21 protein-coding genes are annotated in these 24,017 nt (G+C 74.5%); 6 read left to right on the plus strand and 15 right to left on the minus strand.

All coding sequences use genetic code 11. The features are described 5' to 3' along the window. Window positions 1-143: 143 nt before the first annotated feature. Both ACJTNH_RS18240 and ACJTNH_RS18245 read right to left on the minus strand, forming a co-directional pair. Entirely contained in the window at window positions 144-2,204 is a 2,061-nt protein-coding gene (locus tag ACJTNH_RS18240; RefSeq protein ID WP_458178233.1) for a 3-hydroxyacyl-CoA dehydrogenase NAD-binding domain-containing protein, read from the minus strand. Further along, window positions 2,201-3,394, minus strand: coding sequence for a thiolase family protein (locus ACJTNH_RS18245; protein WP_458178235.1), 1,194 nt, complete (start codon window positions 3,392-3,394; stop codon window positions 2,201-2,203). Before ACJTNH_RS18245 ends, ACJTNH_RS18240 begins: the two co-directional genes overlap by 4 nt. A gap of 227 nt (window positions 3,395-3,621) precedes the next feature. Between ACJTNH_RS18245 and ACJTNH_RS18250 the strand changes: the two genes are divergently transcribed. Then, window positions 3,622-4,449, plus strand: coding sequence for a hypothetical protein (locus ACJTNH_RS18250; RefSeq protein ID WP_458178237.1), 828 nt, complete (start codon window positions 3,622-3,624; stop codon window positions 4,447-4,449). 3 nt (window positions 4,450-4,452) lie between these two features. Here the strand turns inward: ACJTNH_RS18250 and ACJTNH_RS18255 are convergent, their stop codons facing one another. The 3 genes from ACJTNH_RS18255 to ACJTNH_RS18265 form a co-directional block, all read right to left on the minus strand. Continuing rightward, window positions 4,453-5,691, minus strand: a complete 1,239-nt coding sequence (locus ACJTNH_RS18255; protein WP_458178239.1) for an HRDC domain-containing protein — start codon at window positions 5,689-5,691, stop codon at window positions 4,453-4,455. Window positions 5,692-5,708: 17 nt separating this feature from the next. Then, on the minus strand, window positions 5,709-6,419 hold the full coding sequence (locus tag ACJTNH_RS18260; protein ID WP_458178241.1) for a LuxR C-terminal-related transcriptional regulator: 711 nt from the start codon (window positions 6,417-6,419) through the stop codon (window positions 5,709-5,711). 126 nt (window positions 6,420-6,545) lie between these two features. After that, the gene (locus ACJTNH_RS18265; protein WP_458178243.1) at window positions 6,546-7,169 is read right to left on the minus strand and encodes a DUF3000 domain-containing protein; all 624 of its coding nucleotides are present in this window, start codon (window positions 7,167-7,169) and stop codon (window positions 6,546-6,548) included. Between the two features lie 155 nt (window positions 7,170-7,324). Between ACJTNH_RS18265 and hemE the strand changes: the two genes are divergently transcribed. The 3 genes from hemE (at window position 7,325) to hemQ (ending at window position 10,550) form a co-directional block, all read left to right on the plus strand. Further along, window positions 7,325-8,368, plus strand: a complete 1,044-nt coding sequence (gene hemE, locus ACJTNH_RS18270; protein ID WP_458178245.1) for a uroporphyrinogen decarboxylase — start codon at window positions 7,325-7,327, stop codon at window positions 8,366-8,368. Next, window positions 8,365-9,750 (plus strand): protoporphyrinogen oxidase, encoded by a 1,386-nt coding sequence (gene hemG, locus ACJTNH_RS18275; protein ID WP_458178247.1) that lies wholly within the window; start codon window positions 8,365-8,367, stop codon window positions 9,748-9,750. The genes hemE and hemG overlap by 4 nt, the downstream gene beginning before the upstream one ends. Window positions 9,751-9,833: 83 nt before the next feature. Continuing rightward, window positions 9,834-10,550 (plus strand): hydrogen peroxide-dependent heme synthase, encoded by a 717-nt coding sequence (gene hemQ / locus ACJTNH_RS18280; RefSeq protein WP_458178249.1) that lies wholly within the window; start codon window positions 9,834-9,836, stop codon window positions 10,548-10,550. Window positions 10,551-10,889: 339 nt separating this feature from the next. On the opposite strand, the gene msrB is transcribed toward hemQ, so the two are convergent. After that, the gene (msrB, locus tag ACJTNH_RS18285) at window positions 10,890-11,309 is read right to left on the minus strand and encodes a peptide-methionine (R)-S-oxide reductase MsrB (protein WP_458178250.1); all 420 of its coding nucleotides are present in this window, start codon (window positions 11,307-11,309) and stop codon (window positions 10,890-10,892) included. Window positions 11,310-11,433: 124 nt separating this feature from the next. Continuing rightward, window positions 11,434-14,571 (minus strand): ExeM/NucH family extracellular endonuclease, encoded by a 3,138-nt coding sequence (locus ACJTNH_RS18290; protein ID WP_458178251.1) that lies wholly within the window; start codon window positions 14,569-14,571, stop codon window positions 11,434-11,436. A 236-nt stretch (window positions 14,572-14,807) separates the two neighbouring features. On the opposite strand from ACJTNH_RS18290, the gene ACJTNH_RS18295 reads away from it, so the two are divergent. Then, on the plus strand, window positions 14,808-15,266 hold the full coding sequence (locus tag ACJTNH_RS18295) for a hypothetical protein (protein WP_222196199.1): 459 nt from the start codon (window positions 14,808-14,810) through the stop codon (window positions 15,264-15,266). A gap of 97 nt (window positions 15,267-15,363) precedes the next feature. Here ACJTNH_RS18295 and ACJTNH_RS18300 read toward each other — a convergent pair whose 3' ends face one another. The 6 genes from ACJTNH_RS18300 to ACJTNH_RS18325 all read right to left on the minus strand — a co-directional run bounded on the left by ACJTNH_RS18300 (window position 15,364) and on the right by ACJTNH_RS18325 (window position 20,918). Beyond that, the gene (locus ACJTNH_RS18300; RefSeq protein WP_014741881.1) at window positions 15,364-15,567 is read right to left on the minus strand and encodes a cold-shock protein; all 204 of its coding nucleotides are present in this window, start codon (window positions 15,565-15,567) and stop codon (window positions 15,364-15,366) included. Window positions 15,568-15,761: 194 nt separating this feature from the next. After that, window positions 15,762-16,187 (minus strand): hypothetical protein, encoded by a 426-nt coding sequence (locus tag ACJTNH_RS18305; protein WP_458178254.1) that lies wholly within the window; start codon window positions 16,185-16,187, stop codon window positions 15,762-15,764. 128 nt (window positions 16,188-16,315) lie between these two features. Further along, a complete protein-coding gene (locus tag ACJTNH_RS18310; protein ID WP_458178256.1) occupies window positions 16,316-17,377 on the minus strand; it encodes a DNA polymerase domain-containing protein in 1,062 nt (353 codons plus the stop codon). A gap of 81 nt (window positions 17,378-17,458) precedes the next feature. Next, window positions 17,459-19,018 carry an alpha/beta fold hydrolase gene (locus ACJTNH_RS18315; RefSeq protein ID WP_458178258.1) on the minus strand — a complete coding sequence of 520 codons (1,560 nt, stop codon included), beginning with the start codon at window positions 19,016-19,018 and terminating at the stop codon, window positions 17,459-17,461. A 76-nt stretch (window positions 19,019-19,094) separates the two neighbouring features. Next, the gene (locus ACJTNH_RS18320; RefSeq protein ID WP_458178260.1) at window positions 19,095-20,168 is read right to left on the minus strand and encodes an ATP-dependent DNA ligase; all 1,074 of its coding nucleotides are present in this window, start codon (window positions 20,166-20,168) and stop codon (window positions 19,095-19,097) included. Window positions 20,169-20,228: 60 nt separating this feature from the next. Then, window positions 20,229-20,918: a winged helix-turn-helix transcriptional regulator gene (locus tag ACJTNH_RS18325; RefSeq protein ID WP_458178262.1), complete on the minus strand. Its 690-nt coding sequence runs from the start codon at window positions 20,916-20,918 to the stop codon at window positions 20,229-20,231. Between the two features lie 124 nt (window positions 20,919-21,042). Here ACJTNH_RS18325 and ACJTNH_RS18330 point away from each other — a divergent pair, with 124 nt between their 5' ends. After that, entirely contained in the window at window positions 21,043-21,408 is a 366-nt protein-coding gene (locus tag ACJTNH_RS18330) for a DsrE family protein (protein ID WP_458178264.1), read from the plus strand. Here the strand turns inward: ACJTNH_RS18330 and ACJTNH_RS18335 are convergent. Together ACJTNH_RS18335 and treZ are read right to left on the minus strand one after the other, a co-directional pair. After that, window positions 21,402-22,139, minus strand: a complete 738-nt coding sequence (locus ACJTNH_RS18335) for a dihydrofolate reductase family protein (RefSeq protein ID WP_458178266.1) — start codon at window positions 22,137-22,139, stop codon at window positions 21,402-21,404. The genes ACJTNH_RS18330 and ACJTNH_RS18335 overlap by 7 nt on opposite strands. Window positions 22,140-22,141: 2 nt before the next feature. Further along, the gene (gene treZ, locus ACJTNH_RS18340; RefSeq protein ID WP_458178268.1) at window positions 22,142-23,896 is read right to left on the minus strand and encodes a malto-oligosyltrehalose trehalohydrolase; all 1,755 of its coding nucleotides are present in this window, start codon (window positions 23,894-23,896) and stop codon (window positions 22,142-22,144) included. Window positions 23,897-24,017: the final 121 nt, after the last annotated feature.

A 24,017-nucleotide genomic window follows, 5' to 3' on the forward strand; every position in this document is an offset into this window, starting at 1 on the left:
CCGATGTCGACGCGCCCTCCCAGACCACCGCCCGCCAGAACGCCCGCTCCTTCTCCCGCGTGACCGCCACCAGCACACCCCTCCATCAGGGTGTTGCAAGCACCGCCTGAACTCGAGTCACCTGATCCACGCTGAGGGCGCCGTCAGGCGGGAAGCGAGGCCACCCCGCGGGGCAGGAACCGGTGACCGGTCACGGCCTCGGAGACGCCGGCCCGGTCCAGGTACGCCGAGATGCCACCCAGCCAGAACGGCCACCCGGCGCCGAGCAGCATCGCCAGGTCGATGTCCTGCACCGCCTGGACGACGCCCTCGTCCAACATCAGCCCGATCTCCTCGGCCAGCGCCCGCTCGGCGCGCGAGCGCAGCTCCTCGGCGGTGAGCGGGGAGTCGCCGCCGTCGATCCCGGCCAGGTCCGGGTCGACCACACCGGGTTCGGAGAACACCGAGGTCTTGCCGAGCTCGACCATCCGGCGCAGGCCCTCGCCGACGCCGAAGCGGTCGGGGAACGCCTCGTGCATCCGCTCGGCCACGTGCAGCGCCACGGGCGGGCCGACCAGCGAGAGCAGCTCGAACGGCGTCATCGGCAGGCCGAGGGGCTCCAGCGCCGTCTCGGCGACCTCGATCGGGGTGCCCGCGTCGACGGCGGCGGTGACCTCGCCGAGGAACCGGGCGAGCAGCCGGTTGACCACGAACGCCGGGGCGTCGCCGACCAGCACACAGCTCTTCTTCAGCGCCTTGCCCACGGCGAAGGCCGTGGCCAGGGTGGCGTCGTCGGTCTGCTCGGCGCGCACCACCTCCAGCAGCGGCAGGACGGCGACCGGGTTGAAGAAGTGCAGACCGACGACCCGCTCCGGGTGCTGCAGCTGCGACGCCATCTCGGTGACCGACAGCGCGGAGGTGTTGGTGGCCAGCACGCACTCGGGCCGCACCACCGCCTCCACCTCGGCGAACACCTGCTGCTTGACCGACAGCTCCTCGAACACCGCCTCGATCACCAGGTCGGCGTCGGCGAAGGCGGTCTTCTCCAGCGAGCCGGTGACCAGCCCCTTCAGCCGGTTGAGGGCGTCGGGGGAGAGCCGCCGCCGAGCAGCCAGCTTCTCCAGCTCGCCGTGCACGTAGCCCACGCCCTTGTCGACGCGTGCCTGGTCGACGTCGGTGAGCACGACGGGCACCTCGAGCCGGCGCACGAACAGCAGCGCCAGCTGGGAGGCCATCAGCCCCGCGCCGACGACGCCGACCTTGGTCACCTCCCGCGCCAGCGCCCCGGCCGGGCGCTTGGCCCGCCGGTTGACCAGGTCGAAGGCGTAGAGCCCGGCACGCAGCTCGTCGCTCATCAGCAGCTCGGTCAGGGCGTCGTCCTCGGCCGCCGTCCCGGCGGTGAAGCCGGCGTCGCCGGCCCGGGCCAGGTCGAGCAGCTCGACCGCGCGGAGCGCGCCGGGGGAGGCGTTGCGGGTGCGGGCCGCGACGACGCCGCGGGCCCGGGCGATGGCGTCGTCCCAGGCCGACCGGTCGACCTCGGGACGCCGGACGGCGACGTCGCCGGTGAGCACCCCGGCCGCCCACTCCAGCGACCGCTCCAGGAAGTCGGCCGGCTCGAACACCGCGTCGGCGATGCCGAGCTCCGCCGCCTTCGGGCCGGGGGTGACCTTGTTCTGCGCCAGCGCGTTCTCCACGATCACCGACACCGCCGCGTCGATGCCGATGAGCTCGGGCAGCAGCTGCGTGCCGCCCCAGCCGGGGACCAGGCCCAGGAACACCTCCGGGAAGGCGACGACGGCGGTGCTGGCGATGGTGCGGTGGTGGCAGTGCAGCGCGAGCTCGAGGCCGCCGCCCATCGCCGCGCCGTTGACGAACGCGAACGTCGGGACAGCCGAGTCCTTGAGCCGGCGGAAGACCCGGTGCCCGGTCTCGGCGATCTCCCGGGCCTCGGCGGCCGACGTGATCCCCGGGACCCCGGAGAGGTCGGCGCCGACGGCGAAGACGAACGGCTTGCCGGTGACGGCGATCGCCACCGGGGCGGGGGAGTGGCCGGCGACCTCGTCCAGGGCGGCGTCCAGCGAGGCGAGCCCGGCGGGCCCGAAGGTGGACGGGCGGGTGTGGTCGTGCCCGTTGTCCAGGGTGATCAGGGCGAGCTCGCCGCTCAGCCCGGGCACCCGCAGGTACCGGACGAGCGCGCGGGTGACGACCTCGGTGGGGGCGCTCATGCCGACTCTCCGTTCCAGTTCGGGTTCTCCCAGATCACGGTGCCGCCCATGCCGATGCCGATGCACATGGCGGTCAGGCCGTAGCGGACGTCGGGCCGCTGCGCGAACTGCCGGGACAGCTGGGTCATCAGCCGGACGCCGGAGGAGGCCAGCGGGTGGCCCACGGCGATCGCACCGCCCCAGGGGTTGACCCGCTCGTCGTCGTCGGCGATGCCGAAGTGGTCGAGGAAGGCCAGCACCTGGACGGCGAAGGCCTCGTTGAGCTCGAACAGCCCGATGTCGTCGATGGTCAGGCCGGTGCGGGCCAGCGCCTTCTCGGTCGAGGGGACCGGCCCCACGCCCATGACCTCGGGCTCGACGCCGGCGAAACCGAAGCCGACCAGCCGCATGCCCACCTGCAGGCCCAGCTCCTCGGCGACCTCCTCGGCGGCCAGCAGGCAGCCGGTGGCCCCGTCGTTGAGCCCGGCGGCGTTGCCGGCGGTGACGTGCCCGTGCGGGCGGAACGGCGTCTTGAGCGTGGACAGGCCCTCGAGCGTGGTGCCGGGACGCGGCGGTTCGTCGACGGTGGCCAGGCCCCAGCCCGCCTCGGCCGAGCGGGTGGCGACCGGCACCAGCTCCGGGCCGATCTGCCCGTTCGCCACGGCCGCGGCGTACTTCTGCTGGCTGGCCAGCGCGAAGGCGTCGGCCCGCTCCTTGGTCAGGTGCGGGAACCGGTCGTGCAGGTTCTCCGCGGTCGAGCCCATCACCAGGGCCGAGCCGTCGACGATCCGCTCGCTGACGAACCGCGGGTTCGGGTCGACGCCCTCGCCCATCGGGTGGTGGCCCATGTGCTCGACGCCGCCGGCGATCGCCACGTCGTACGCGCCGAAGGCGATGCCCGACGCCGTCGTGGTCACCGCGGTCATCGCGCCGGCGCACATCCGGTCGATCGCGTAGCCGGGCACGCTCTTCGGCAGCCCGGCCAGCAGTGCGGCGGTGCGGCCGATGGTCAGCCCCTGGTCGCCGATCTGGGTGGTGGCGGCGATCGCCACCTCGTCGACCCGGTCGGCCGGCAGGGCCGGGTTGCGGCGCATCAGCTCGCGGATGCAGCGCACGACCAGGTCGTCGGCGCGGGTCTCGGCGTAGATGCCGGTCGGGCCGGCCTTGCCGAAGGGGGTGCGCACGCCGTCGACGAAGACGACCTCACGCACCGAGCGTGGTCGTCGCTCTCCAGATGACACGAGTCCTCCGCGTTGAGTCCGGTGCTCGCCCCGGTGAGGGCAGCGCCGATCAAGTTACCGACTGGTAGTCAGCGGTCCACGCCGGCTCGTCGGTCCGGGTGAGACGGCGCGGGACCGGCCGTTCGCCGGGCCCAGCCCCTACCGTCGGTCACCCAGGGGCGGGGAGGGGCGGACCGGTGGCTGCGACGCGACGAGTCATGGCGCGGGCCGTGCCGTGGGCGGCGGTCCTGCTGCCGCTGCTGGAGGTCGTGCTGGTGCTCGCCGGCGTGCTGCCGTTCGCCGTGGCCGTCGTGGTCGCCGTCGTCCTGGAGCTCTGTTTCGCCGTCGTGCTCGTGGCCGAGTGGGTGCTCTTCCGCGGGGCCTACCGGGCTGCCCGCTCCGGCGGCGCCCGGCGGGCTGCGGCGGTGCACGCCGGGATCGAGGCAGCCGCACCCCGCCCGCTGGCGCTGCTGGTCCGCGCGGAGCTGGGCACGTGGCGCAGCCTGGCCTGGGCGGTGCGCCGCCGGCGGGTGGGGGAGCCGGGGGACGTCCCGCTCACCTACGCGTCCCGGATGGACGTGCTGCTCTGGACGGTCATCTGCCTGACGCCGGTGGAGGCGCTCGTCGTCCACCTGCTCCTGCCGTGGCAGACGGTGCGCTGGGTCGTGCTGGCGTTGACCGGCTACGGCCTGCTCTGGCTGGTCGGCTTCGCGTTGTCGTTCCGGCAGTGCCCGCACACCCTCGGCCCCGAGCTGCTGACGCTGCGGTTCGGCCACCTGCGCGAGACCGTCGTCCGGCTGGACGACGTCGTCGGCGCCACCGCGGCGACCACGACGGAGCACCGGCGCAACGTCGAGCACACCGGAGGGCTGCTGACCCTGTCGGTGGCGGGGGAGGCCAGCGTGCGCCTGCAGCTGCGGCCGGGGAGCACGGTCCGGCACGAGGGCGCCGAGCTCACCGTCGAGCAGGTGGCGTTCTTCGCCGACGACCCCCGCGCCGCCGTCCGGGCCCTCCGGACCGGGACGGCGGCGCGCCCGCGGGACTGAGGCTCAGCCGGCGGCGATCGCCTCGGCCAGCAGCGTGCTGGTCAGCCCGACCTGCCACTCCCGCGCACCGCCGGCGCGCAGCGCGGCGGCCACCGAGTCGGCGTCGGCCGGGGTGGGCGGGGACCACATCAGACGACGCACCAGGTCGGGGGAGAGCAGGTTCTCCACCGGCACCGACCACTGCTCCGACACCTGGGCCAGGGCCGCCCGGGCGGCCTTGAGCCGCGCCGCGGCGGCCGGCTCCCGGTCGGCCCAGCGGTTCACCGGCGGCGGGCCGTCGCCGGGGCGGCTGTGCAGCGGGAGCTCCTCCTCCGGCAGCGCCCGGGCCCGGTTCAGCGCACCGAACCAGGTGCCGACCAGCTTCCGGTTGGCGCGGCCGCGGAAGACCGGCAGCTCCAGCAGCGCACCCTCGGTCTTCGGGTCGGCCTGCACGGCCGAGACCATCGCCGAGTCGGGCAGCACGCGGCCGGGGGCGATGTCCCGGCGCCGGGCCAGGTCGTCCCGGGCCTGCCACAGCGACCGGAGCATGCCCAGCTGCCGGCGGCTGCGCAGCCCGTGCATGCCGGAGGTCCGGCGCCAGGGGTCGACCTTGGCGGCCGGGGGACCGGCGGCCAGGACCGCCTCGAACTCCTGCCGCGCCCACTCGGTCTTGCCCTGCTCGTCGAGGATCCGGGCCAGCTCGTCGCGCACCTGGACCAGGACCTCGACGTCGAGCGCCGCGTAGACCAGCCAGTCCTCCGGCAGCGGCCGGGTGCTCCAGTCGGCGGCCGAGTGCCCCTTCTGCAGCGACAGGCCCAGCAGCGACTCGACCACGGCGCCCAGGCCGACCCGGGGCAACCCGGCCAGGCGCGCGGCGAGTTCGGTGTCGAACAGCTTCGTCGGCGCCAGGCCCAGCTCGGCCAGGCAGGGGAGGTCCTGGTTGGCCGCGTGCAGCACCCACTCGACGTCCCCGATCGCCCGCTGCACCGGCGAGAGGTCCGGCAGCGGCACCGGGTCGATCAACCCCGTGCCGGCGCCGGCGCGGCGGATCTGCACCAGGTAGGCGCTCTGGCCGTAGCGGTAGCCCGACGCCCGCTCGGCGTCCACCGCCACCGGCCCGGAACCGGCGGCCAGCGCGTCGGCGTAGGCCACCAGCGCCGTCGAGGTCTCGATGACCGGGGGCAGGCCGTCGCGGGGGGCCAGCAGCGGCGTCGCGGGCGGCCCCTCGTCGACGGGCGCCTGCGCGGTGCTTTCGGAGGGCACGGCGCCCGGGTCGGTGCTCAGTTGATGACCCCCGAGCGGATGCCGAGCGCCACCATGTGCGCCCGGTCGCCGGTGCCCAGCTTGCGCGCGATGCGCGCCAGGTGGCTCTTCACGGTCAGTGCGGACAGGTCCACCTTCTCGCCGATCTCCTTGTTCGTGTGCCCGTCGGCGACCAGCCGCAGGATGTCCCGCTCGCGGGCGGACAGCTCACCGACAGCTTCCTCCACCCCCGTCTGGGTCAGCCCCTGGGCCAGGCTGCTGGCGATGCCGGGGTCGCCGAACACCTCACCGGACAGCGCGGCGCGCAGGCCCTCGGTGAGGGTGGCCAGCGGGCTGGTCTTGAGCACGTACCCCTGGACACCGGCCAGGAACGCGGCCCGGACGACGGCCGGGTCGGTGACCGAGGTGAGCACGACGGTCACCGGCCAGCCCTCGGTGCGCAGCGTGGGCAGCAGCTCCAGTCCGCGACCAGGGTCGCCGCCGCGGCCGGCGCTGTCCGGGCCGACCTCGGGCAGGTCGACCTCGAGCACGCACAGCGCCCGCGGGCCGGAGACGTGCGCGCGGACCCGCGCCTCCTCCAGCGAGGCGGCCTCCTCGACCTCCCGGGCGCCGAGGGCGCGCAGCCGGCCGGCCAGCGCCTCGCGCAGCAGCGGGGAGGGGTCGACGACCAGCGCGCTGGCGTGCGGTCCGAACAGGACGCCGTCGGACCACAGCTGGCCCAGGGGCATCTGCCCTCCTGTCGTCGGACCGGGCCCGGAACGCGGTGACCAGGTGCTGATCACCCGCGCGCGGGCCCGGCGTGTCCGCGCACTCGGCGCAAGTTGCGTTACGCCGAGTGGAGTACGGAGGGGAGTCTAGGCGTCGGTGCCGACGGTCTGCCCGTTCGAGCCGAGCAGCCGGATGCCGGCCGGCGGCAGCCCCGCGGCGTTGCCCAGCACCTCGAGGAAGGCCTGCAGGTGCCGGTCGAGGTCGGTGCCCTCCGCCGTCCAGGAGGCCCGGATCTCCACGTCCACCGAGTGCTCGGGGGCGGCGATGGAGCCGAAGCGGGTCGAGGCCGTGCGGGTGACCGTGCCGCCCACCGAGTGGTGCCGCGCACCGGAGTCGGCCAGGGCGTCGGTCAGCCAGCTCCAGGCCACCTCGGAGAACATGCTGTCGTCGACCATGTCGGAGTCGGTGCTGGCCGAGACGAAGCCGACGCAGCGGGTCGTGCCCTGCCACGCCTCGTGCCCGTCGGGGTCGAAGAGCACGATGAACCGGCCGCTGGCCAGCTCTTCCTCCGGGTCGTCGGGCGCAGCGACCTGCAGGCCGATGGCGTGCGACCACGGCGCCAGCCGCTGCGGGGCCGGGATGTGCTCGACGACGATCTCCGGGCGCGGGTGCACGGTCGCGAGCGCCGCGAGGGCGGCCGAGAAGTCGGCGGGCTGTGGCCCCGGTGGCACGGGTGTGCCACCGTCCAGACGAGAGCGCTGCTGGGCCACGAGCGCAGGGTAGGTCGCCCGCTCCCGGATGGGACCCCCCGACGCGCCGCCCTCCCCGGCCGACGCACAGCCGTGACCTGCGGGGCGAGCCGCCTCCGGCCCGTGCGCCGTCCGCCGGCGACGCCGGTCGGCACCGTCTGGGAGGATCGGCGTCCGTGGGAACAGCAGCAGGACCGGCCGACTCCGATCTCGTCCGGGCGGCGCGTGGCCTGCCGGTCTCGCGCACGCCGGTGTGGTTCATGCGCCAGGCCGGCCGCTCGCTGCCGGAGTACCGCGCGCTGCGGGCCGGCACCGCGATGCTCGAGGCCTGCCAGGACCCCGACCTGGTCACCGAGATCACCCTGCAGCCGGTCCGCCGGCACGGGGTGGACGCCGCGATCCTGTTCTCCGACATCGTGCTGCCGCTGGTGGTCGCCGGGGTCGACATCGAGATCAAGCCCGGCATCGGCCCGGTGATCGCCTCGCCGATCCGCAGTGTCGCCGACGTCGACGCGCTCCCGGCCCTGGAGCCCGACCGGCTGGACTTCCTCGCCACCGCCGTCGGCCGGCTGGTGGCCGAGCTGGGCGCGACGCCGCTGATCGGCTTCGCCGGCGCGCCGTTCACCCTGGCCACCTACCTGATCGAGGGCGGCCCCTCCAAGGAGCACGCCCGCACCAAGGCCTTCATGTACGCCGAGCCGGCCGCCTGGCAGCGCCTGCTGGAGCGTCTCGCGGTCTCGGCGGCCACGTTCCTGCGGACGCAGGTCGACGCCGGCGTCAGCGCCGTCCAGCTGTTCGACAGCTGGGCCGGGGTGCTCTCCCCGGCCGACTACGCGACCCGGGTGCTGCCGCACTCGCGCGCCGTCTTCGACGGGCTGGCCGCGCCGGACGTCCCGAAGATCCACTTCGGCGTGGGCACCGGTGAGCTGCTGCCGCTGATCGGGGACGCCGGCGTCGACGTCGTCGGCGTCGACTGGCGGGTGCCGCTGGACGAGGCGGCCCGCCGGGTCGGCCCCGGGTACTCGCTGCAGGGCAACCTCGACCCCGCGGTGCTGCTGGCCGACCGGGAGACCGTCGACCGCGAGGTGCGCCGCGTCGTCGAGCAGGGCCGCGCGGCCCGCGGGCACGTGTTCAACCTCGGCCACGGCGTCCTGCCCGACACCGACCCCGGTGCCCTGACGCACGTGGTGGAGCTGGTGCACGAGCTGACCGCACGATGACCGCCCCGGCCCGCACCACCCCGGCGACCACCCGCCGGCTGGTCGTCGTCGGCGCCGGGATCACCGGGCTGACCGCCGCCTGGGAGTGGCGCCGCACCCACCCCCACGGTGAGGTCGTGGTGCTCGAGGCCGGCGACCGGGTCGGCGGCAAGCTCGACCGGGTCGACCTGGCCGGCCGCTGGTACGACACCGGCCCCGAGGCCGTGCTCGCCCGCGTGCCGGAGGCCGTCGAGCTGATCGAGGCCCTCGGCCTGGCCGACCAGCTGGTGCCCGCCCGGACCACCCAGGCCTCGATCGAGCTGCCCGAGGGCCGGTTCCCGCTGCCGGCCGGCACGTTGCAGGGGGTGCCGACGTCCGCCGACGGGCTGGACGGCGTGCTCACCCCCGCGGGGGTCGAGCGGGTGCGCGCCGAGGCCGACCTGCCGCCGCTGCGGCTGGACGGCGACGTCTCGGTGGGCGGCCTGCTCCGTGCGCGGCTCGGCGACGAGGTGGTCGACCGGCTCGTCGAGCCGCTGCTCGGCGGGGTCTACGCCGGCCGCCCCGACGACCTCTCGCTGGCGGCCACCATGCCCGCGCTCGCCGCTCAGCTGCCCACGGCGACGACGCTGCTCGGTGCCGCCCTCGCCGCCCGCGACGCCGGCGCCCGCAGCCGCGGTGACGTCGACGGCCCGGTGTTCGTCACGGTGCGCGAGGGCATCGGCTCCCTGCCGGCCGCCCTCGTGCAGGCCTCCGGCGCCGACGTCCGGCTGCGCACCCGGGTCACGTCGCTGCGCCGCACCGCCGCCGGGTTCGAGCTGGACGTCGACGGCGGGGCGACCCTGACCGCGGACGCCGTCGTCCTGGCCACGCCCGCCGGGCCCACCGCCGAGCTGCTCGCCGACGTCGCCTCCGACGCGGTCGAGCCCCTGCAGGGGATCCCGTACGCCTCGATGGCGGTGGTCGCGATGGCCTTCCCCGAGCAGCCGGTCGCCGCCGGCTCGGGGCTGCTGGTGCCGCCGGTCACCGGCCGGCTGGTCAAGGGCGTCACCGTCTCCTCGTCCAAGTGGCCTCACCTGGACGGCGCGCTGCGGGTCCGGTCCTCGGTCGGCCGGTTCGGTGACGACGCCGCCCTGCAGCGCGGCGACGACGAGCTCACCGCCGCGGTGGTCGCCGACGTCGCCGAGCTGCTGCAGCTGGAGCGCCCGGAGCCGCTGCAGACCGAACTGGTGCGCTGGGTCGACGGGCTGCCGCAGTACCTGGTCGGCCACCCGCAGCGGGTCGCCGCGGTGCGGTCGGCGGTGGCCGCCGTCCCCGGCCTCGCCGTCGCCGGCGCGGCCTACGGCGGGGTCGGCGTCCCGGCCTGCATCCGGGACGCCCGCCGGGCCGTCGCCGCCCTGGGCTGAGCCGGCCGCACGTGCGCGGCGTCACGCCGGCGGCGGACCGACGTCCCTGACGGGTGCCGCCGGCGGCGAGCGACAATGAGGTCATGAGCGAGCAGACCGAAGAGCGCAGCATCGGCAAGCGGGCGAACGAGCTGAACGCCCGGATCCGCTACACGATGTGGTCGGTGTTCAAGCTCGCCCGCCCGCTCGGCGACGACCAGCGGGCCGCGGCCGCCGACGAGGTCACCGCGCTGTTCGAGGAGCTCGCCGGCAAGGACGTCGTCGTCCGCGGGGTCTACGACGTGGCCGGGCTGCGCGCCGACGCCGACCTGATGATCTGGTGGCACGCCGAGACCCCCGAGGCGCTGCAGGAGGCCTACGGCCGGTTCCGCCGCACCGCGCTGGGCCGGCACCTGGAGCCGGTGTGGTCGCAGATGGCGCTGCACCGCCCCGCCGAGTTCAACCGCAGCCACATCCCGGCGTTCCTCGCCGAGGAGGAGCCGCGCCGCTTCGTCTGCGTCTACCCCTTCGTGCGCTCCTACGAGTGGTACCTGCTGCCCGAGGAGGAGCGGCGGGACATGCTCAAGGAGCACGGCATGCAGGCCCGGCCCTACCCCGACGTGCGGGCCAACACCGTCTCCTCCTTCGGCCTGGGCGACTACGAGTGGATGCTCGCCTTCGAGGCCGACGAGCTGCACCGCATCGTCGACCTGATGCGCGACCTGCGGGCCAGCCGCGCCCGCCGGCACGTGCGCGAGGAGGTGCCGTTCTACACCGGCACCCGCAAGCAGGTCGCCGAGCTCGTCGCCGGGTTGCCCTGATGATGGGCGTCCTCCGGACGCCACCGCGGCCAGGAGCCGTGCCCGACCGGCGTTGAGCCGTTGGCCGCGGTCCCGGCGGGACCCTGCGGGCCCGCGCCGGGATCGCGGAGCCGCTGACCGCCGTCCCCGTCGGGACCCTCCGGGCCCGCGACGGAGCCGACGGGGTCGCTGGCGCGACGGAGCGGCGGGTCCGTACCCGTGCCCGGCGATGCAGAAGGCCCGCGCCGGATCCTGCGGGGTCGCTGGCGCGACGCAGCAGCGGGTCCGTAGTCGTGCCCGGCATGACGAACGGCGCGTTCCCCGGTGGGGGAGCGCGCCGTTCGCGTGCCTGCTGGGCTGTCAGCTCTGGGGGGAGTCCAGCGTGATGCTGACGGAGTTGATGCAGTAGCGGTCGCCGGTGGGGGTCTGGGGGGCGTCGGCGAAGACGTGGCCCAGGTGGCTGTGGCAGCTGCCGCAGAGCACCTCGGTGCGGAGCATGCCGTGCGTGGTGTCGTCACGGAGCACGACGTTGTCCTTGGCCGAGGGCTCGTAGAACGACGGCCAGCCGCAGTGCGAGTCGAACTTGGTCTCGGAGCGGAAGAGCTCGGCGCCGCAGGCCCGGCACGAGTAGGTGCCGACCGCCTTGGTGTCGACGTACTCGCCGGTCCACGGCCGCTCGGTGCCCGCCTGGCGGAGCACGGCGTACTCCTCCGGGGAGAGCTGGGCGCGCCACTCCTCGTCGCTCTTGACGACCTGGGGCTGGTGGGCGGATGTGGTCATGCACCCACCGTACGGCGGCTGCGCCACCCGTGCCGGAGACGGGGACGACCCCGTCGCCCGAGTGGGCGACGGGGTCGTCGTGCCTGGTCAGCGCGGTGTCACCGCCGGACTGCCCGGCGTGGGGTCAGCCGCGGTGCCACCAGCCGATCAGCCGGTCCAGCAGCTCCTGCAGCACCGAACGGAGCTCGAACCCGGTGCTGGCCGTCTCGCCCGAGGTGCCGCGCAACAGCACCTCCTGGTCACCGGCCGGCAGCAGCACCGGCACGGTGAACCGGATGGTGACGGTGCCCTCGGAGTCGGCCACCGCGCTGCCCAGCTGTCCGCGGTTGCGCGAGGGCAGCGAGGCCGTCACCCGCTCACCCGGCTCGAACCCGGTGCCGGTCACGGTGACCCGCTCGCCGCGGTAGGGCCGCGGGTCGCTGATCGTCGCCTGGGCCGGCACGTCGGCCTCGGCGGGGGTGATGCCGATCACGGTCGGGTTGTGGTCGCTGGACCGGTACGGGTCGGGGGAGAAGAACGGCTCGTACCCGGCGTACTGGTAGGCGAAGGACTCCTCGGCGTTGATCTCCCAGATGTCGTGCCCGGTGATCTTCGGGAACAGCGACGGGGTCGCGAAGACGTGGTCGAGCGAGCCCGCGGCACCGTCGAAGACGTAGCTGTACTCGCCGTCCTCGCGGACCTCCTGGTAGCCGGCCGCGCGGAGGACGTCCAGCGGGTCCTCGTTGCGGTAGGAGTTGAAGTCGCCGGTCAGCAGCACGTCGTCGTCCCCGCTGGTCGCAGCGACCTCGCCGGCGAAGTCGACCAGCACCTCGGCCTGGCGGACCCGGTCGCCGTTGCAGTTGCCCTGCCCACCGACCGACGTGTCGTCGCTGCCGGCGCCGCAGCCGCTGCCCTTGGACTTGAGGTGGTTGGCGATGACCGAGAAGACCTCGCCCTGGAAGTCGAACGTCTGCGCGATCGGCGTCCGTGCGTTGGCGAAGACGGCGGCGGCCTCGTCACCGGTCGGGGTCATCGGGGCACCGACCGGGGTGACCCGGTCGGTGCGGAAGATGATCGCGTTGGTGATGGCGTCGGTGTCCTCCCGGGCCCGCACGTGGTCCCAGTCGTGGCCGTCGACCTCCTCGAGCGCGGCGATCAGCGTCTCCACCGCCTCGTACTCGTTGGTGGAGTACAGCGCCGAGTTCTCGATCTCGTGCAGCGTGAAGACGTCCGCGTCCATCGCCGCCATGGCCGCGACGATCTTGGCCTCCTGCTGCTGGAACTCCGACTCGCTGGTGGCCCCGCGGGGCTCGAGCACGCCGCCGCCGACCTCGTCAGGCGTGCGGATGAAGTAGTTCAGCACGTTGAAGTCGGCGATGCGCAGGTCGCCCAGGACATCCTCGGGAGCCGCCGTCCGCGGGTTGCGCTCGGGGAAGCTCGTCCCCTCGGCGGTGCCGTCGGAGGGCTGCAGCCGCCACTCGTCGAAGCCGTAGCTGAGCACCACAGGCTGGTCGATGAGCGCGCCGTCGCCGACCCGCACCGGGTCGTCGGCGGTCAGGTACGGCGGGGCCTCACCGGTCGAGCCGAAGCTGGTCGAGCGGCCGTCGTCGACGATCACCGACCGGGCCTCGTTGCTCTCCGCCACCGCGGCCGAGGCCGGGCCGGGCTCGGCCGCCTCGGTGGGGGAGATGAGCCGGCCACCGGCGGCCAGCACGACCTCGCCGTACCGGTTCAGGTCGTAGACCTCGGTGACGGTCAGGTCGTCGGCGGGCTCGACGAGCATGCTCTCCAGCGCCTCGCGCTGGGCATCGGTCGACGGCAGCGGCAGCGGGGTCGCCGCCGGCAGCTCGCCGGGGCCGCAGTCGGTCACCGCCGTCGCCGTGATCTGGGTGGCCTCGTAGAACTCCGAGACGGTGCCGGTGACGGTCACCGTGTCGCCCAGGTCGAGCGACGGCAGCTGCTCGCCGTAGACGAAGACGCCGTCGGAGGTGCGGGCATCGCCGTCGCCGGCGTCCTGCACGTGCACGCCGTCCAGCCCGCCGTCCTGCAGGTCGGCGACGACGGTGCCGCGCACGGTCACCGTCTGTCCCTGCACCGGGCTGGCGTCCCCGGGGCCCTGGACCGAGCCGATCGGCACCACGGTGGCGTCGCAGGCCTCGCCGGCCGGCAGCTCGCCGCCGCCGGGGGTGCCGCCGCCGGCGCCCGGGACGTTGGCTGCACCGAAGGTGCTGGCCGCCGGGCCGAACCAGGTGTCCTCACCGGGGGTGCGCTGCAGCGACTGCCCGGCGTCCTCGGTGCCGGCCTCGGCCACGCCGATGTCGGTGCTCGTCGTACCGGCCGCCGGACCGTTCGTGGCGGTCAGCGTGCCCTCGTAGCTCCAGAACTCCACGACCGCGCCGTCGGCGTCCACCAGGGCGAAGGCGTCGGGCGAGCCGTTCTGCACGCCGTTGGACGGGTAGGTGACCACGGAGATGCCGGACTCGCTGGCCGGCACCGGGTCGGTGTCGTACGTGGCGCCGTTGCTGCCGTTGTAGAGCACGACGGTGTAGGCCCCGGCCGCGATCGGCCCGTCGGCGGTCACCTCGATCGCCTCGCCGGTGTCGGTGCCGGCGTTGTCGTAGTGGATCTCGGTGAGCTGGGCGGTGCCCGTGGGCTCAGGCGTGGGCTCGGGCTCGGGGGTCGGCTCGGGCTCGGGGGTCGGCTCGCCGCCGGGAGCGGTGAAGAGGTCGGTGGCACCGAAGGTGCTGGCGGCCGGACCGGACCAGGAGCCCTCGTCCACTCGCTGGAGCGACTGGCCGGCCGGCTCCGTGCCGGTCTCGACGACACCGATGTCGGTGGAGGCGACGCCGGCCGCGGGGCCGCCGGCGGCGGTCATGGTGCCCTCGTAGCTGAGGAACTCGACCACCGTGCCGTCGCCCGCGATCAGGGCGACGCCGTCCGGTGCACCGTTCTGGATGCCGTTGGCCGGGTAGGCCAGCACCGCGACCGGGGTGCCGTCGGCCTGGGTGGTGACGTCGGCCGCGGTGATCGTCCGGGTGTTGTAGGCGCTGCCGTTGCTGCCGTTGTAGAGCACGACCTGCATGCCCACGAGGTCGGTGCCGGCGGGCGCGGCGACCTCGATCGCCTCACCGCTGTCGGTGCCGTCGTTGTCGTAGTGGATCTCGGTGATCCGCGCGTCGCCGGGGGCGGCCTGCGCGGGCGCCGCCACGACCAGGCCGCCGGCGGCCAGGGCCCCGACGGTCAGGCCGAGGACGGCGGAGCGAGAGTATCTGGAGAGGGACACGCGGGACTCCTCGGACGGTCGGGCGCTGACCGGTCAGGGGCGGTCGGACCCCCCGATCCTGTCAGTGCCCTGAGCGACCACTGATGAACATCCGGTAACGAACTACGCGCTGCTAAGAACTCCCCGGTGACCCGGCGTGTCGGGTGGGGGGCGTGCGGGTGCCCGGTGCCGGTGAGGGGCTCGTACCGTGGTCGCGGCACCGCGTCCGGTGGTGCCGCCGTCCGCCGAGAGGACCCATGAGCACCCCGCAGCCCCTGGCCGACACCTGGTTCACCCGAGACCTGCCCGTCCTGCGGGCCATCGTCCGGCTGATCGACGAGCCGCCGCACGGCAGCGCGCCCTACCTCGGGGCGGTGGTGCCGGCCAGCGGTCTGCCCAAGCCGCAGGTGGTCTCGGCGGCCAACGCCCTGGTCACCGCGGGTTACGCCGAGGCGCTGACCAACCACGCCGGTGAGATCGTCCGGTTCACCGCCGTGTCGGGGGAGGCCCGCCGGCTGACCGGGCTGTGGCCCACCCCGCAGAGCGAGTGGGAGCGACTGGTCGAGCAGGCCCAGGCGCGGGCCGCCGGTGCGATGACCGACGTCGAACGGGACCGGTGGCGGGCGTTCGCCGACGCCGCGGTCGCCGTCGGCCCGGACGACGGTGCGCTGCTGATGTCCGCGCTGATCGGCGGCTACGTCCCGCGCGCTCGCTGACGGCCGGGGCCGGACGCGACAGTGCCCCCGTCCGGTATCCCGGGCGGGGGCACTGTCGGTGGTTCAGAGGGCTGCGTTCAGCACCTCGGTCCGGAGATCAGACCGGGTTGACGTTCGCCGCCTGCGGGCCCTTCTGGCCCTGCTCGATGTCGAACGAGATGCGCTGGCCCTCATCGAGCGAGCGGTACCCGCTGGTCTGGATGGCCGAGTAGTGGACGAAGACGTCCGGGCCGCCGCCGTCGGGGGTGGCGAAGCCGAACCCCTTCTCCGCGTTGAACCACTTCACTGTTCCTTCGGGCATTGCTCGCTCCTAGCTGAGGTCGTGCGTCGGGGTCCTGCCAGAGCGCAGGGCCTTCCCGACGTGGTGAACCCTAGCGGCTCGGAGCCGTTCGTGGGGCACTCGGGCCCCAGAAGATCGCCGGGTGTGCCCGATCGGCTTCGGCTCGAAGGGGCGGAACAGTCGTCCCGGAGCGTCGGCACGGGCGCGCGAGCCGCTCAGAGCAGTCGCCCGGGTGGTTCCTCGGCGTCCCCGGGCCAGGGCCGCCCGGCGTGGGCGTCGGCCGCATAGGGGTGCCCGGTGGGGAGTCCGGCGAGCCGCGCGGCAGGCAGCGCGAGCGGCTCCCGGCGCCGGGACTCCGTGCGCCACGACGACACGGTGATCGGCGCGGGCGCGGCCCACTCCTCGGTGGCCTGCCGGGCCTGTTCCAGCCGGACGGCCTGCAGGTGCCTGCGCCAGCGGTGGCCCAGGACGTCGCTCGCCACCAGCACCGCGACCAGTACTGCGACGGTCAGGAACGCGTCGGCCAGCGCGGTGGCGACGTCCAGCGGGGTGATCTCGGGCCAGCTGACCTGCCCCAGCTGGTGCCCGACGATCTCGATGACGACGTACAGCGCGCCGTACACCAAGAGCGCGACCCGCATGACCCTGCTCCTCCGCCTGTCGTGGACCCCGTCGAACGGTTCCTCAACGACAGGTGGTGCCCGCCACCCGAGCCTGGGCACCGGCTGTGCGGCCCGGCGTCACCCCGACGGGTGAGCGCCCCGCCGGCTCAGCTCGCCGGGGCCTTCTTCGCGCGGCTGGGCTGTACGCGCATCGGCTCGCCGGGCATCTTGGGGTAGTCGGGGGGATAGGGCATCTCACCGAGCCCGAGGTCGCGTTCCTGCCGGTCGGCGAGCTCGATCAGCGGCTCGATGCCGAAGGCGTGGTCGGCCAGCCCGGCGTGCTTGTCACCCACCTCGCGGAACCGCGCCGGCATCGTGCGGACGTCGAAGTCGAACGGCGAGACGTCGGGCAGCTCGTCCCAGTCGACCGGGGCGCTCACCGGCGCGTGCGGCTTCGGGCGGATCGAGTAGGCGCTGGCGATCGTGCGGTCCCGGGCCATCTGGTTGTAGTCGATGAAGATCTTCTCGCCGCGCTCCTCCTTCCACCAGTTCATCGTGACCCGGTCGGGGATGCGCCGTTCCAGCTCCCGGCCGAAGGCGATCACCGCGCGGCGCACCTCGGGGAAGGTCCAGCGCGGCTGGATCGGCACGTAGACGTGCACGCCCCGGCCGCCGGAGGTCTTCGGCCAGCCCTCCATGCCGAGCTCGTGCAGCAGCTCGCGCACGTGCGGGGCCACCCAGACGGCGTCGGAGAAGTCGGTGCCCGGCTGCGGGTCGAGGTCGATCCGGATCTGGTCGGGGGACTCCACGTCGCCCCGGGACACCGGCCACGGGTGGAAGGTCAGCGTCCCGAGGTTGGCGCACCAGGCGACGACGGCGACCGAGTCCGGGGCGATCTCGTCCGCCGTCCGGCCGCTGGGGAAGGTGATGTGCGCGGTCGGCACCCAGTCGGGGGCGTTCTTGGGCACCCGCTTCTGGTAGAAGGCGTCTCCGGTGTTGTCCACCCGGGTGGACAGCCGGGCGCCCTCGAAGACGCCGCCCGGCCAGCGCTCCAGCGTGGTCGGGCGGTCGCGCAGGGCGAACAGGATGCCCTCGCCGACGGCGACGAAGTACTCGACGACGTCGATCTTGCGGATGCCCAGGTCGCCGAAGTACGGCTTCTCCGGGTTGCTCACCCGCACCTCGTGGCCGTCGAGCTCCAGGACGACGGCGTCCTTGCTGCTGGCCATCGGGCTCCGTCCGGTCGGGGCGCGCGGCCGCGCGCCTGCTCTGGCGGGCCAGCCTCGGGCCTGCCGGTCAGCAGCGCAAGGTCAGGCCGGGCAGGTCACCCCGTCCTGGGGGACGACGAGGTCGATCAGGTAGGCGTTCACGGCCGCGGTGACGCAGTCGTTCTTCGGGTAGGCGGTGTGCCCGCTGCCCTGCCAGGTCAGCAGCACCGCGTTCTCCAGGTCCTCGGCCATGTCGACCGCACCGGGCAGCGGGGTGACCGGGTCGCCCTGCGTGCCGACGACCAGGATCGGGGCGCTGCCGGCGGCGTCCCGCTCGGGCAGCGGGGTGCGCGGGGCGTCCCAGGCCGGGCAGGTGTAGAGGCCCAGTGCGGCGTCGGCGCCGAACAGCGGGTACGTCGCGCCCCAGGTGGTGACCAGCTCGCGCACCTGGTCGGTGCTGATCTCCTCCTCGGTGTCGGCGCAGGTGATCGTCACGTTGGCGTCCACGACGTTGCTGTAGGTGCCGTCGTCGTTGCGACCGGTGTAGGTGTCGGCGAGGGTGAGGATGCCGGCGGCGTCGCCGTTGCGAGCGGCCGCCAGCGACTGCGCCAGCTGCGGCCAGGCGCTGGGCTGGTACAGCGCCGAGCGGATGCCGTTGAGGACCAGCCCCGGCGTCGCCTGCCGGGTCTCCCCGGGCCGGGAGCTGGCGATCGGCGCGGCGGCGGTCTGGGTGAGCAGGTCGTTGACGAACGCCCGCGGGTCCGGCCCGACCGGGCAACCACCGATGAGCGCGGTGCAGTTGGCGGCGAAGGCGTCGAAGGCGGCCTCGAAGCCCTGGGCCTGGGCCTCCGCGAACTCCTGCCGGGTGGCGTCGGGGTCGACCGCGCCGTCGAGGACCATCGCCCGGACCTGCTCGGGGAACAGCTCGGCGTAGGTCGAGCCGAGCGTGGTGCCGTAGGAGTAGCCCAGGTAGTTCAGCTGCTCGTCGCCCAGCGACTGCCGCACGAGGTCCATGTCGCGGGCGCTGTCGACGGTGCTGAAGGCGCCCAGCGCCTCGTCGTACTCCTCGGCGCACCCGGCGGCGATGTCGTCGACCCGGGCGAACGCGGCGTCCAGCGCCGCGGCGTCGGTGGCGCGCGGGTCGGCGGCGAACAGCTCGTCCTTGTCGGCGTCGGAGATGCACTCGACCGGCGTGGACAGCCCGACGCCGCGCGGGTCGACCCCGACGATGTCGAACCGGTTGACCACGTCGGTGGGGAGGGTCAGTGCCGACTGGATGGCGGCGTCGGTGGCCGACTGGCCCGGGCCGCCGGGGTTGACCAGCAGGGAGCCGATCCGGCCGGTCTGCCCGGCGAGCGTGGCCCGCACCAGGAAGAGCTGCAGGGTGCCGCCGTCGGGGTCGTCGTAGCTGACCGGCACCGTCGTCGTCCCGCAGGAGAACGCGAGGTCGCGCTCCGAGCCGGGGCGGCCGGCGATGATCTGGTCGATGTCGGCGTCGCAGTCGGTCCAGTCGATCGGCTGGGCCTCCGGCGCCGCCGTGGTCGCCGGGGCCGAGCTGCTGGCCGCCTCGTCGGAGTCGCCGGAGGAGGTGCAGCCGCTCACGGCGAGGGTGAGGGCGAGCAGGGACCCTGCGGTGGTGGCCAGGCGGCGGTGCGCGGTCATGATCACCAAGAGTAGGAGGCGCAGCTGTGCGCGTCAGCCGGAGCGGGCGTGACGAAGTGCTCAGCCCGCCGGGAACTCACCCGCCGAGCACCTCGGCCAGGTCGTACCGCACCGGCACCTCGAGCTGTTCGTAGGTGCACGACCGCGCGTCCCGGTCGGTGCGCCAGCGCAGGAACTGGCCGGTGTGCCGCAGCCGGCTGCCCTCCAGCTGGTCGTACTTGATCTCCACCACCAGCTCGGGGCGCAGCGGCACCCAGGACAGGTCCTTGCCGGCGTTCCAGCGGCTGGTCGCCCCCGGCATCCGGTGCTCGCCGTCGGTGTCGGTCTGGGCGTTGGCCCAGTCCTGCCACGGGTGGCCGTCCAGCGCCTCGGCCCGGTAGGGGGCGAGTTCCTCGACCAGCTCGGCGCGGCGCTTCATGGTGAAGGACGCCGCGACGCCGATGTGCTGCAGGTCGCCGGCGTCGTCGTAGAGGCCCAGCAGCAGTGACCCGACGATCGGGCCGCTCTTGTGCCAGCGGAACCCGGCGACCACGCAGTCCGCCGTCCGGACGTGCTTGACCTTGGTCATCAGCCGCTGGTCGGGGGCGTAGGGCTGGTCACCGCGCTTGGCGATCACGCCGTCCAGGCCGGCGCCCTCGAACTCGTCGAACCAGCGACGCCCCACCGCCGCGTCGGAGGTGACGGTGGAGACGTACACCGGCGCCTGCACCCCGGCCAGCGCCTCCCGCAGCCGGGCCTGGCGGTCGGCGTAGGGGGTCTCCATCAGCGGCTCGTCGCCGAGGGCCAGCAGGTCGAACGCGACGAAGGACGCCGGCGTCTCGGCGGCCAGCTTGGCCACCCGGGAGGCCGCCGGGTGGATCCGCTGCAGCAGGGACTCGAAGTCCAGCCGGTCACCACGCGGGACGACGATCTCCCCGTCGACCACGCACCGCTCGGGCAGGTGCGCCTTCACCGCCTCGACCACGTCGGGGAAGTAGCGGGTCAGCGGGCGCTCGTTGCGGCTGCCCAGCTCCACCTCGTCGCCGTCCCGGAAGACGATGCAGCGGAACCCGTCCCACTTCGGCTCGTAGAACCAGCCCTCGCCGGTGGGCAGCGCCGCGGCGGGCTTGGCGAGCATCGGCTTGACCGGGGGGTTCACGGGCAGGTCCATGGCGGTAGTCAAGCAGCCCGGCGGCGGCGCGCACGGTGACCGCGCTGCGCCGCGGAGCGGTCAGCGGCTCAGCGACTCAGCCGCCCGGGGCACGGCGGCGAACGGGCTGACCCCGAGCCACCCGGGCAGCGCCCGCACGGCCGCCGCGTCGCCGTGCAGCCGCAGCACGCCGTCCTCCCGCGCCTGCGCCCAGGGCAGCTCACCGAGCCAGATCCGGGTCAGCGTCTCCGCGTCGGTGTCCAGCCAGACGCTCACCGGGTGCCCGGGGTCGACGTCGCAGGCGTCCACCCCGGCGGCGGAGAGGACGAGCCACCAGTGGCGCTGCCGGGCGGGAGCGGTGGGCAGCAGCACCTCGACGGTCACCGCCCGGGAGGGCAGGTGGGTGGGGTCGACCGTGCGGGCGATGTCGAGCATCAGCAGCGTCGGGTCGAACTCCTCCGGGTGCAGTCGCTGCATCCAGCGCTGCCCCCAGGCGCCCATGCCCTCCAGCAGCGGACGCAGCTCGGTGCCCGCCGCGGTGAGCCGGTAGCGCGGCTCACCCTCGTGCAGGTGACGCTCGACCAGGCCGACCCGCTGGAGCTCGCGCAGCCGGGCCGACAGCAGGGAGGGCGACATGCGGGGCACCCCGCGGGCGATGTCGGTGAACCGCTCGTTGCCCCAGAGGAGCTCGCGCACCACCAGCAGCGTCCAGCGCTCGGCGAGCACCTCGGCCGCCCGGGCCACCGGGCAGTACTGCCCGTACCGCTTCACCGCGTCCCACCTCTCCCCGAGGCGTGCAGCCGGGCCGGCCGGCGCTACAGAAACGGTAGCGGTGCGCGGCGTCGACGAGCGGGACTCTCAGCGCCTCACGCCGGATCGAGGAGAGGGGACCGCCATGGCGGGCAAGGCAGTGATCAGCCTGACGACCGGGCTGGAGGACACCGAGAAGGTCACGGTGGCGTTCCTGGTCGCCACCGCGGCCGCGGAGGAGGGCCGGCCCACGCTGGTGTTCCTGACCAAGGAGGCGGTCCGGCTGGCGGTGCCGGGGGTCGCGGTGGGGGTGGCCTGCGCCGGCTGCCCGTCGTTGCCCTCGCTGGTCGAGCGCTACCGGGCGGCGGGCGGCCGGCTGCTGGTCTGCCCCATCTGCGTGCAGGCCCGGGAGCTCGGGGACGCCGGGCTGGTGGACAACGCCGAGCTGGGCGGCACGGTGCCGATGTGGCGCTGGATCGGCGACGAGCCGGCGACGACGTTCAGCTACTGACCCGCCCGGCCGCCGCCGGTCCGGTCGAGGGCGTACCGGGTGAACAGCACGCCGTCCTCGTCCAGGGCCTGCCGCAGCTCGGCCCGCAGCGGGGTCCCCAGGGCGGCGGGCAGCAGGCCGGGGCCGCCACCGACCAGCTGCGGGGCGAGCGACAGGTCCAGCTCGTCGACCACCCCCGCCGCCAGCGCCGCGGAGAACAGCGCCGGGCCGCCCTCGCAGAGGACCTGCTCGAGACCGCGGTCGGCGAGGGCGTCCAGCGCGGCCGGCAGGTCGACCTCGTCGTCGCCGCACACCAGCACCTGCACCCCGGCGGCGGCCAGCGCCGCGCGCCGCTCGGGCCCGGCGGACGCGCAGGTCACCAGCAGGGTCGGGGTGACCGCGTCGGTGACCAGCTGGTCGTCGGGGGCGAGCGACGCCCGCCGGGAGACCACCGCGACCGGCATCGTCGCCGGCCGGCCGAGCTCACCGCGCAGCCGGCCCACCGCGGAGTCGGGCAGCACCGGGCGGTAGCCCTCGGCCGCGGCCGTCCCGGCGCCGACCAGGACGACGTCGGACAGCGCCCGCAGCACCCGGAACACCCGCCGGTCGCCGTCCGAGCCCAGCCCACCACTGCGGCCCTCGACGCTGACCGCGCCGTCCAGCGAGGCGATGAAGTTGACCCGCAGGTGCCGGCCCGGCGCGACGCGGTAGGCGTCGGCCAGGCCGGCCGGGTCGGCGGGGAGTGGCGGCACGCTCAGTGGGTGGCCAGGACGACGGCGCTCTCCGCCGGCACCGTCACCTGCGTGCCGTCCAGGTCGGGGAGCTCCCCGCTGGCGAACAGCACGTGGGTGGCGGGTGCGTCCAGGTCGACCTCGCGGGGCTGGTCGGAGAGGTTGGCGACGACCCGCAGCGAGCCGCGGTGCACGACCAGCCACCGGTCGGCGTCGTCCCAGTGCACCTGGACCGCGGACAGGTCGGGGTCGACCAGCTCCGGGTGCCGCCGCCGCAGCGCGATCAGCGCCTTGTGCACGGCGAGCACGTGCGCGTGCGGCTCCTGGGAGACCTCGGACCAGTCGAGCTTGGAGCGGGTGAACGTCTCCGGGTCCTGCGGGTCGGGCACCACGGCGGCGTCCCAGCCGTGCGCGGCGAACTCGCCGATCCGGCCCTCGGCGGTGGCCTTGCCCAGCTCGGGCTCCGGGTGGCTGGTGAAGAACTGCCACGGGGTCGAGGCCCCCCACTCCTCGCCCATGAAGAGCATCGGGGTGAACGGGCTGGTGAGCACCAGGGTGGCGCCGACGCCGAGCAGCCCGGGGGAGAGGGTCGCGGAGATGCGGTCGCCGACCGCGCGGTTGCCGATCTGGTCGTGGTCCTGCAGGTAGCCCAGGAACTTCCAGCCGGGCAGTGCGGCCGTGTCGACCGGGCGGCCGTGGTGCCGGCGGCGGAAGCTGGACCAGTCGCCGGCGTGGAAGTAGGCGCCGGTGAGCACCTTGGCGAGCCCGCCGAGCCCGGCGGCGGCGAAGTCGGCGTAGTAGCCCTGGCCCTCGCCGGTCAGCTGGGTGTGCAGCGAGTGGTGGAAGTCGTCGCTCCACTGCGCGTCCAGCCCGGTGCCGCCGGCCACCCGCGGGGTCACCATGCGCGGGTCGTTGAGGTCGCTCTCCGCGATCAGCGTCAGCGGGCGGCCCTCGGCCACCGACAGCTTCGCCACCTCGGCGGCCATCTCCTCGAGCACGTGGGTGGCCCGCTCGTCGACGAGGGCGTGGACGGCGTCCAGCCGCAGCCCGTCGACGTGCATGTCGCGCAGCCACATCAGCGCGTTGTCGATGATGTAGCGACGCACCTCGTCGGAGTCCGGGCCGGACAGGTTCACCGAGTTGCCCCAGGTGTTGGCCCCGCCCTCGGCGAAGACCGGGAAGAACTCGGGCAGGTAGTTGCCCGAGGGGCCCAGGTGGTTGTAGACGACGTCCTGGATGACGCCGAGGCCGCGCTGGTGGCAGGCGTCGACGAACCGCTGGTAGGCGGCCGGGCCGCCGTAGGTCTCCTGCACGGCGTACCAGGCGACGCCGTCGTAGCCCCAGTTGTGCGTGCCGTTGAAGGCGTTGACCGGCAGCAGCTCGACGAAGTCGACGCCCAGGTCGGTCAGGTGGTCGAGCCGGTCGACCGCGGCGTCCAGCGTGCCCTCGGCGGTGAAGGTGCCGATGTGCAGCTCGTAGACCACCCCGCCGGCCAGCGGCCGGCCGGTCCAGGCGCGGTCGCCCCAGCGGTACGCCGACGGGTCGAACCGGCGGGAGAGCCCGTGCACGCCCTCGGGCTGCCGGCGCGAGCGCGGGTCCGGGCGGGGGGTCTCGGTGTCGTCGAGCAGGAAGCCGTAGTCGGCCTCGGCGTCGGCGGCGACCGCGGCGCGCCACCAGCCGGCGTCGTCCCGCTGCATGTCGTGCACCTCGCCGCCCACCTGGAGGCGGACCCGCTCGGGCAGCGGCGCCCAGACGGCGAACTCGACGGGCTCGGACATGCGGGGGCCTCCAGGGCGCGGGCGGGGGACGGGCAGGTCGATCATGCCCGGGCACCCGGCGGTCAACCGTGACAGCGGGCACGACTGGCGCACCTGCGGCGTCCACCCGGGGGATGACCTG

Source organism: Modestobacter lacusdianchii (assembly GCF_054177765.1).

Coding starts and splice junctions, on each gene's coding strand:
- hemG (WP_458178247.1), top strand. CDS start 8,365: ATGACCGCCCCGGCCCGCACCACCCCGGCGACCACCCGCCGGCTGGTC.
- msrB (WP_458178250.1), bottom strand. CDS start 11,309: ATGACCACATCCGCCCACCAGCCCCAGGTCGTCAAGAGCGACGAGGAG.
- ACJTNH_RS18300 (WP_014741881.1), bottom strand. CDS start 15,567: ATGCCCGAAGGAACAGTGAAGTGGTTCAACGCGGAGAAGGGGTTCGGC.
- ACJTNH_RS18250 (WP_458178237.1), top strand. CDS start 3,622: ATGGCGCGGGCCGTGCCGTGGGCGGCGGTCCTGCTGCCGCTGCTGGAG.
- treZ (WP_458178268.1), bottom strand. CDS start 23,896: ATGTCCGAGCCCGTCGAGTTCGCCGTCTGGGCGCCGCTGCCCGAGCGG.
- ACJTNH_RS18320 (WP_458178260.1), bottom strand. CDS start 20,168: ATGGACCTGCCCGTGAACCCCCCGGTCAAGCCGATGCTCGCCAAGCCC.
- ACJTNH_RS18310 (WP_458178256.1), bottom strand. CDS start 17,377: ATGGCCAGCAGCAAGGACGCCGTCGTCCTGGAGCTCGACGGCCACGAG.
- ACJTNH_RS18305 (WP_458178254.1), bottom strand. CDS start 16,187: ATGCGGGTCGCGCTCTTGGTGTACGGCGCGCTGTACGTCGTCATCGAG.
- hemQ (WP_458178249.1), top strand. CDS start 9,834: ATGAGCGAGCAGACCGAAGAGCGCAGCATCGGCAAGCGGGCGAACGAG.
- ACJTNH_RS18315 (WP_458178258.1), bottom strand. CDS start 19,018: ATGACCGCGCACCGCCGCCTGGCCACCACCGCAGGGTCCCTGCTCGCC.
- ACJTNH_RS18330 (WP_458178264.1), top strand. CDS start 21,043: ATGGCGGGCAAGGCAGTGATCAGCCTGACGACCGGGCTGGAGGACACC.
- ACJTNH_RS18295 (WP_222196199.1), top strand. CDS start 14,808: ATGAGCACCCCGCAGCCCCTGGCCGACACCTGGTTCACCCGAGACCTG.
- ACJTNH_RS18260 (WP_458178241.1), bottom strand. CDS start 6,419: ATGCCCCTGGGCCAGCTGTGGTCCGACGGCGTCCTGTTCGGACCGCAC.
- ACJTNH_RS18240 (WP_458178233.1), bottom strand. CDS start 2,204: ATGAGCGCCCCCACCGAGGTCGTCACCCGCGCGCTCGTCCGGTACCTG.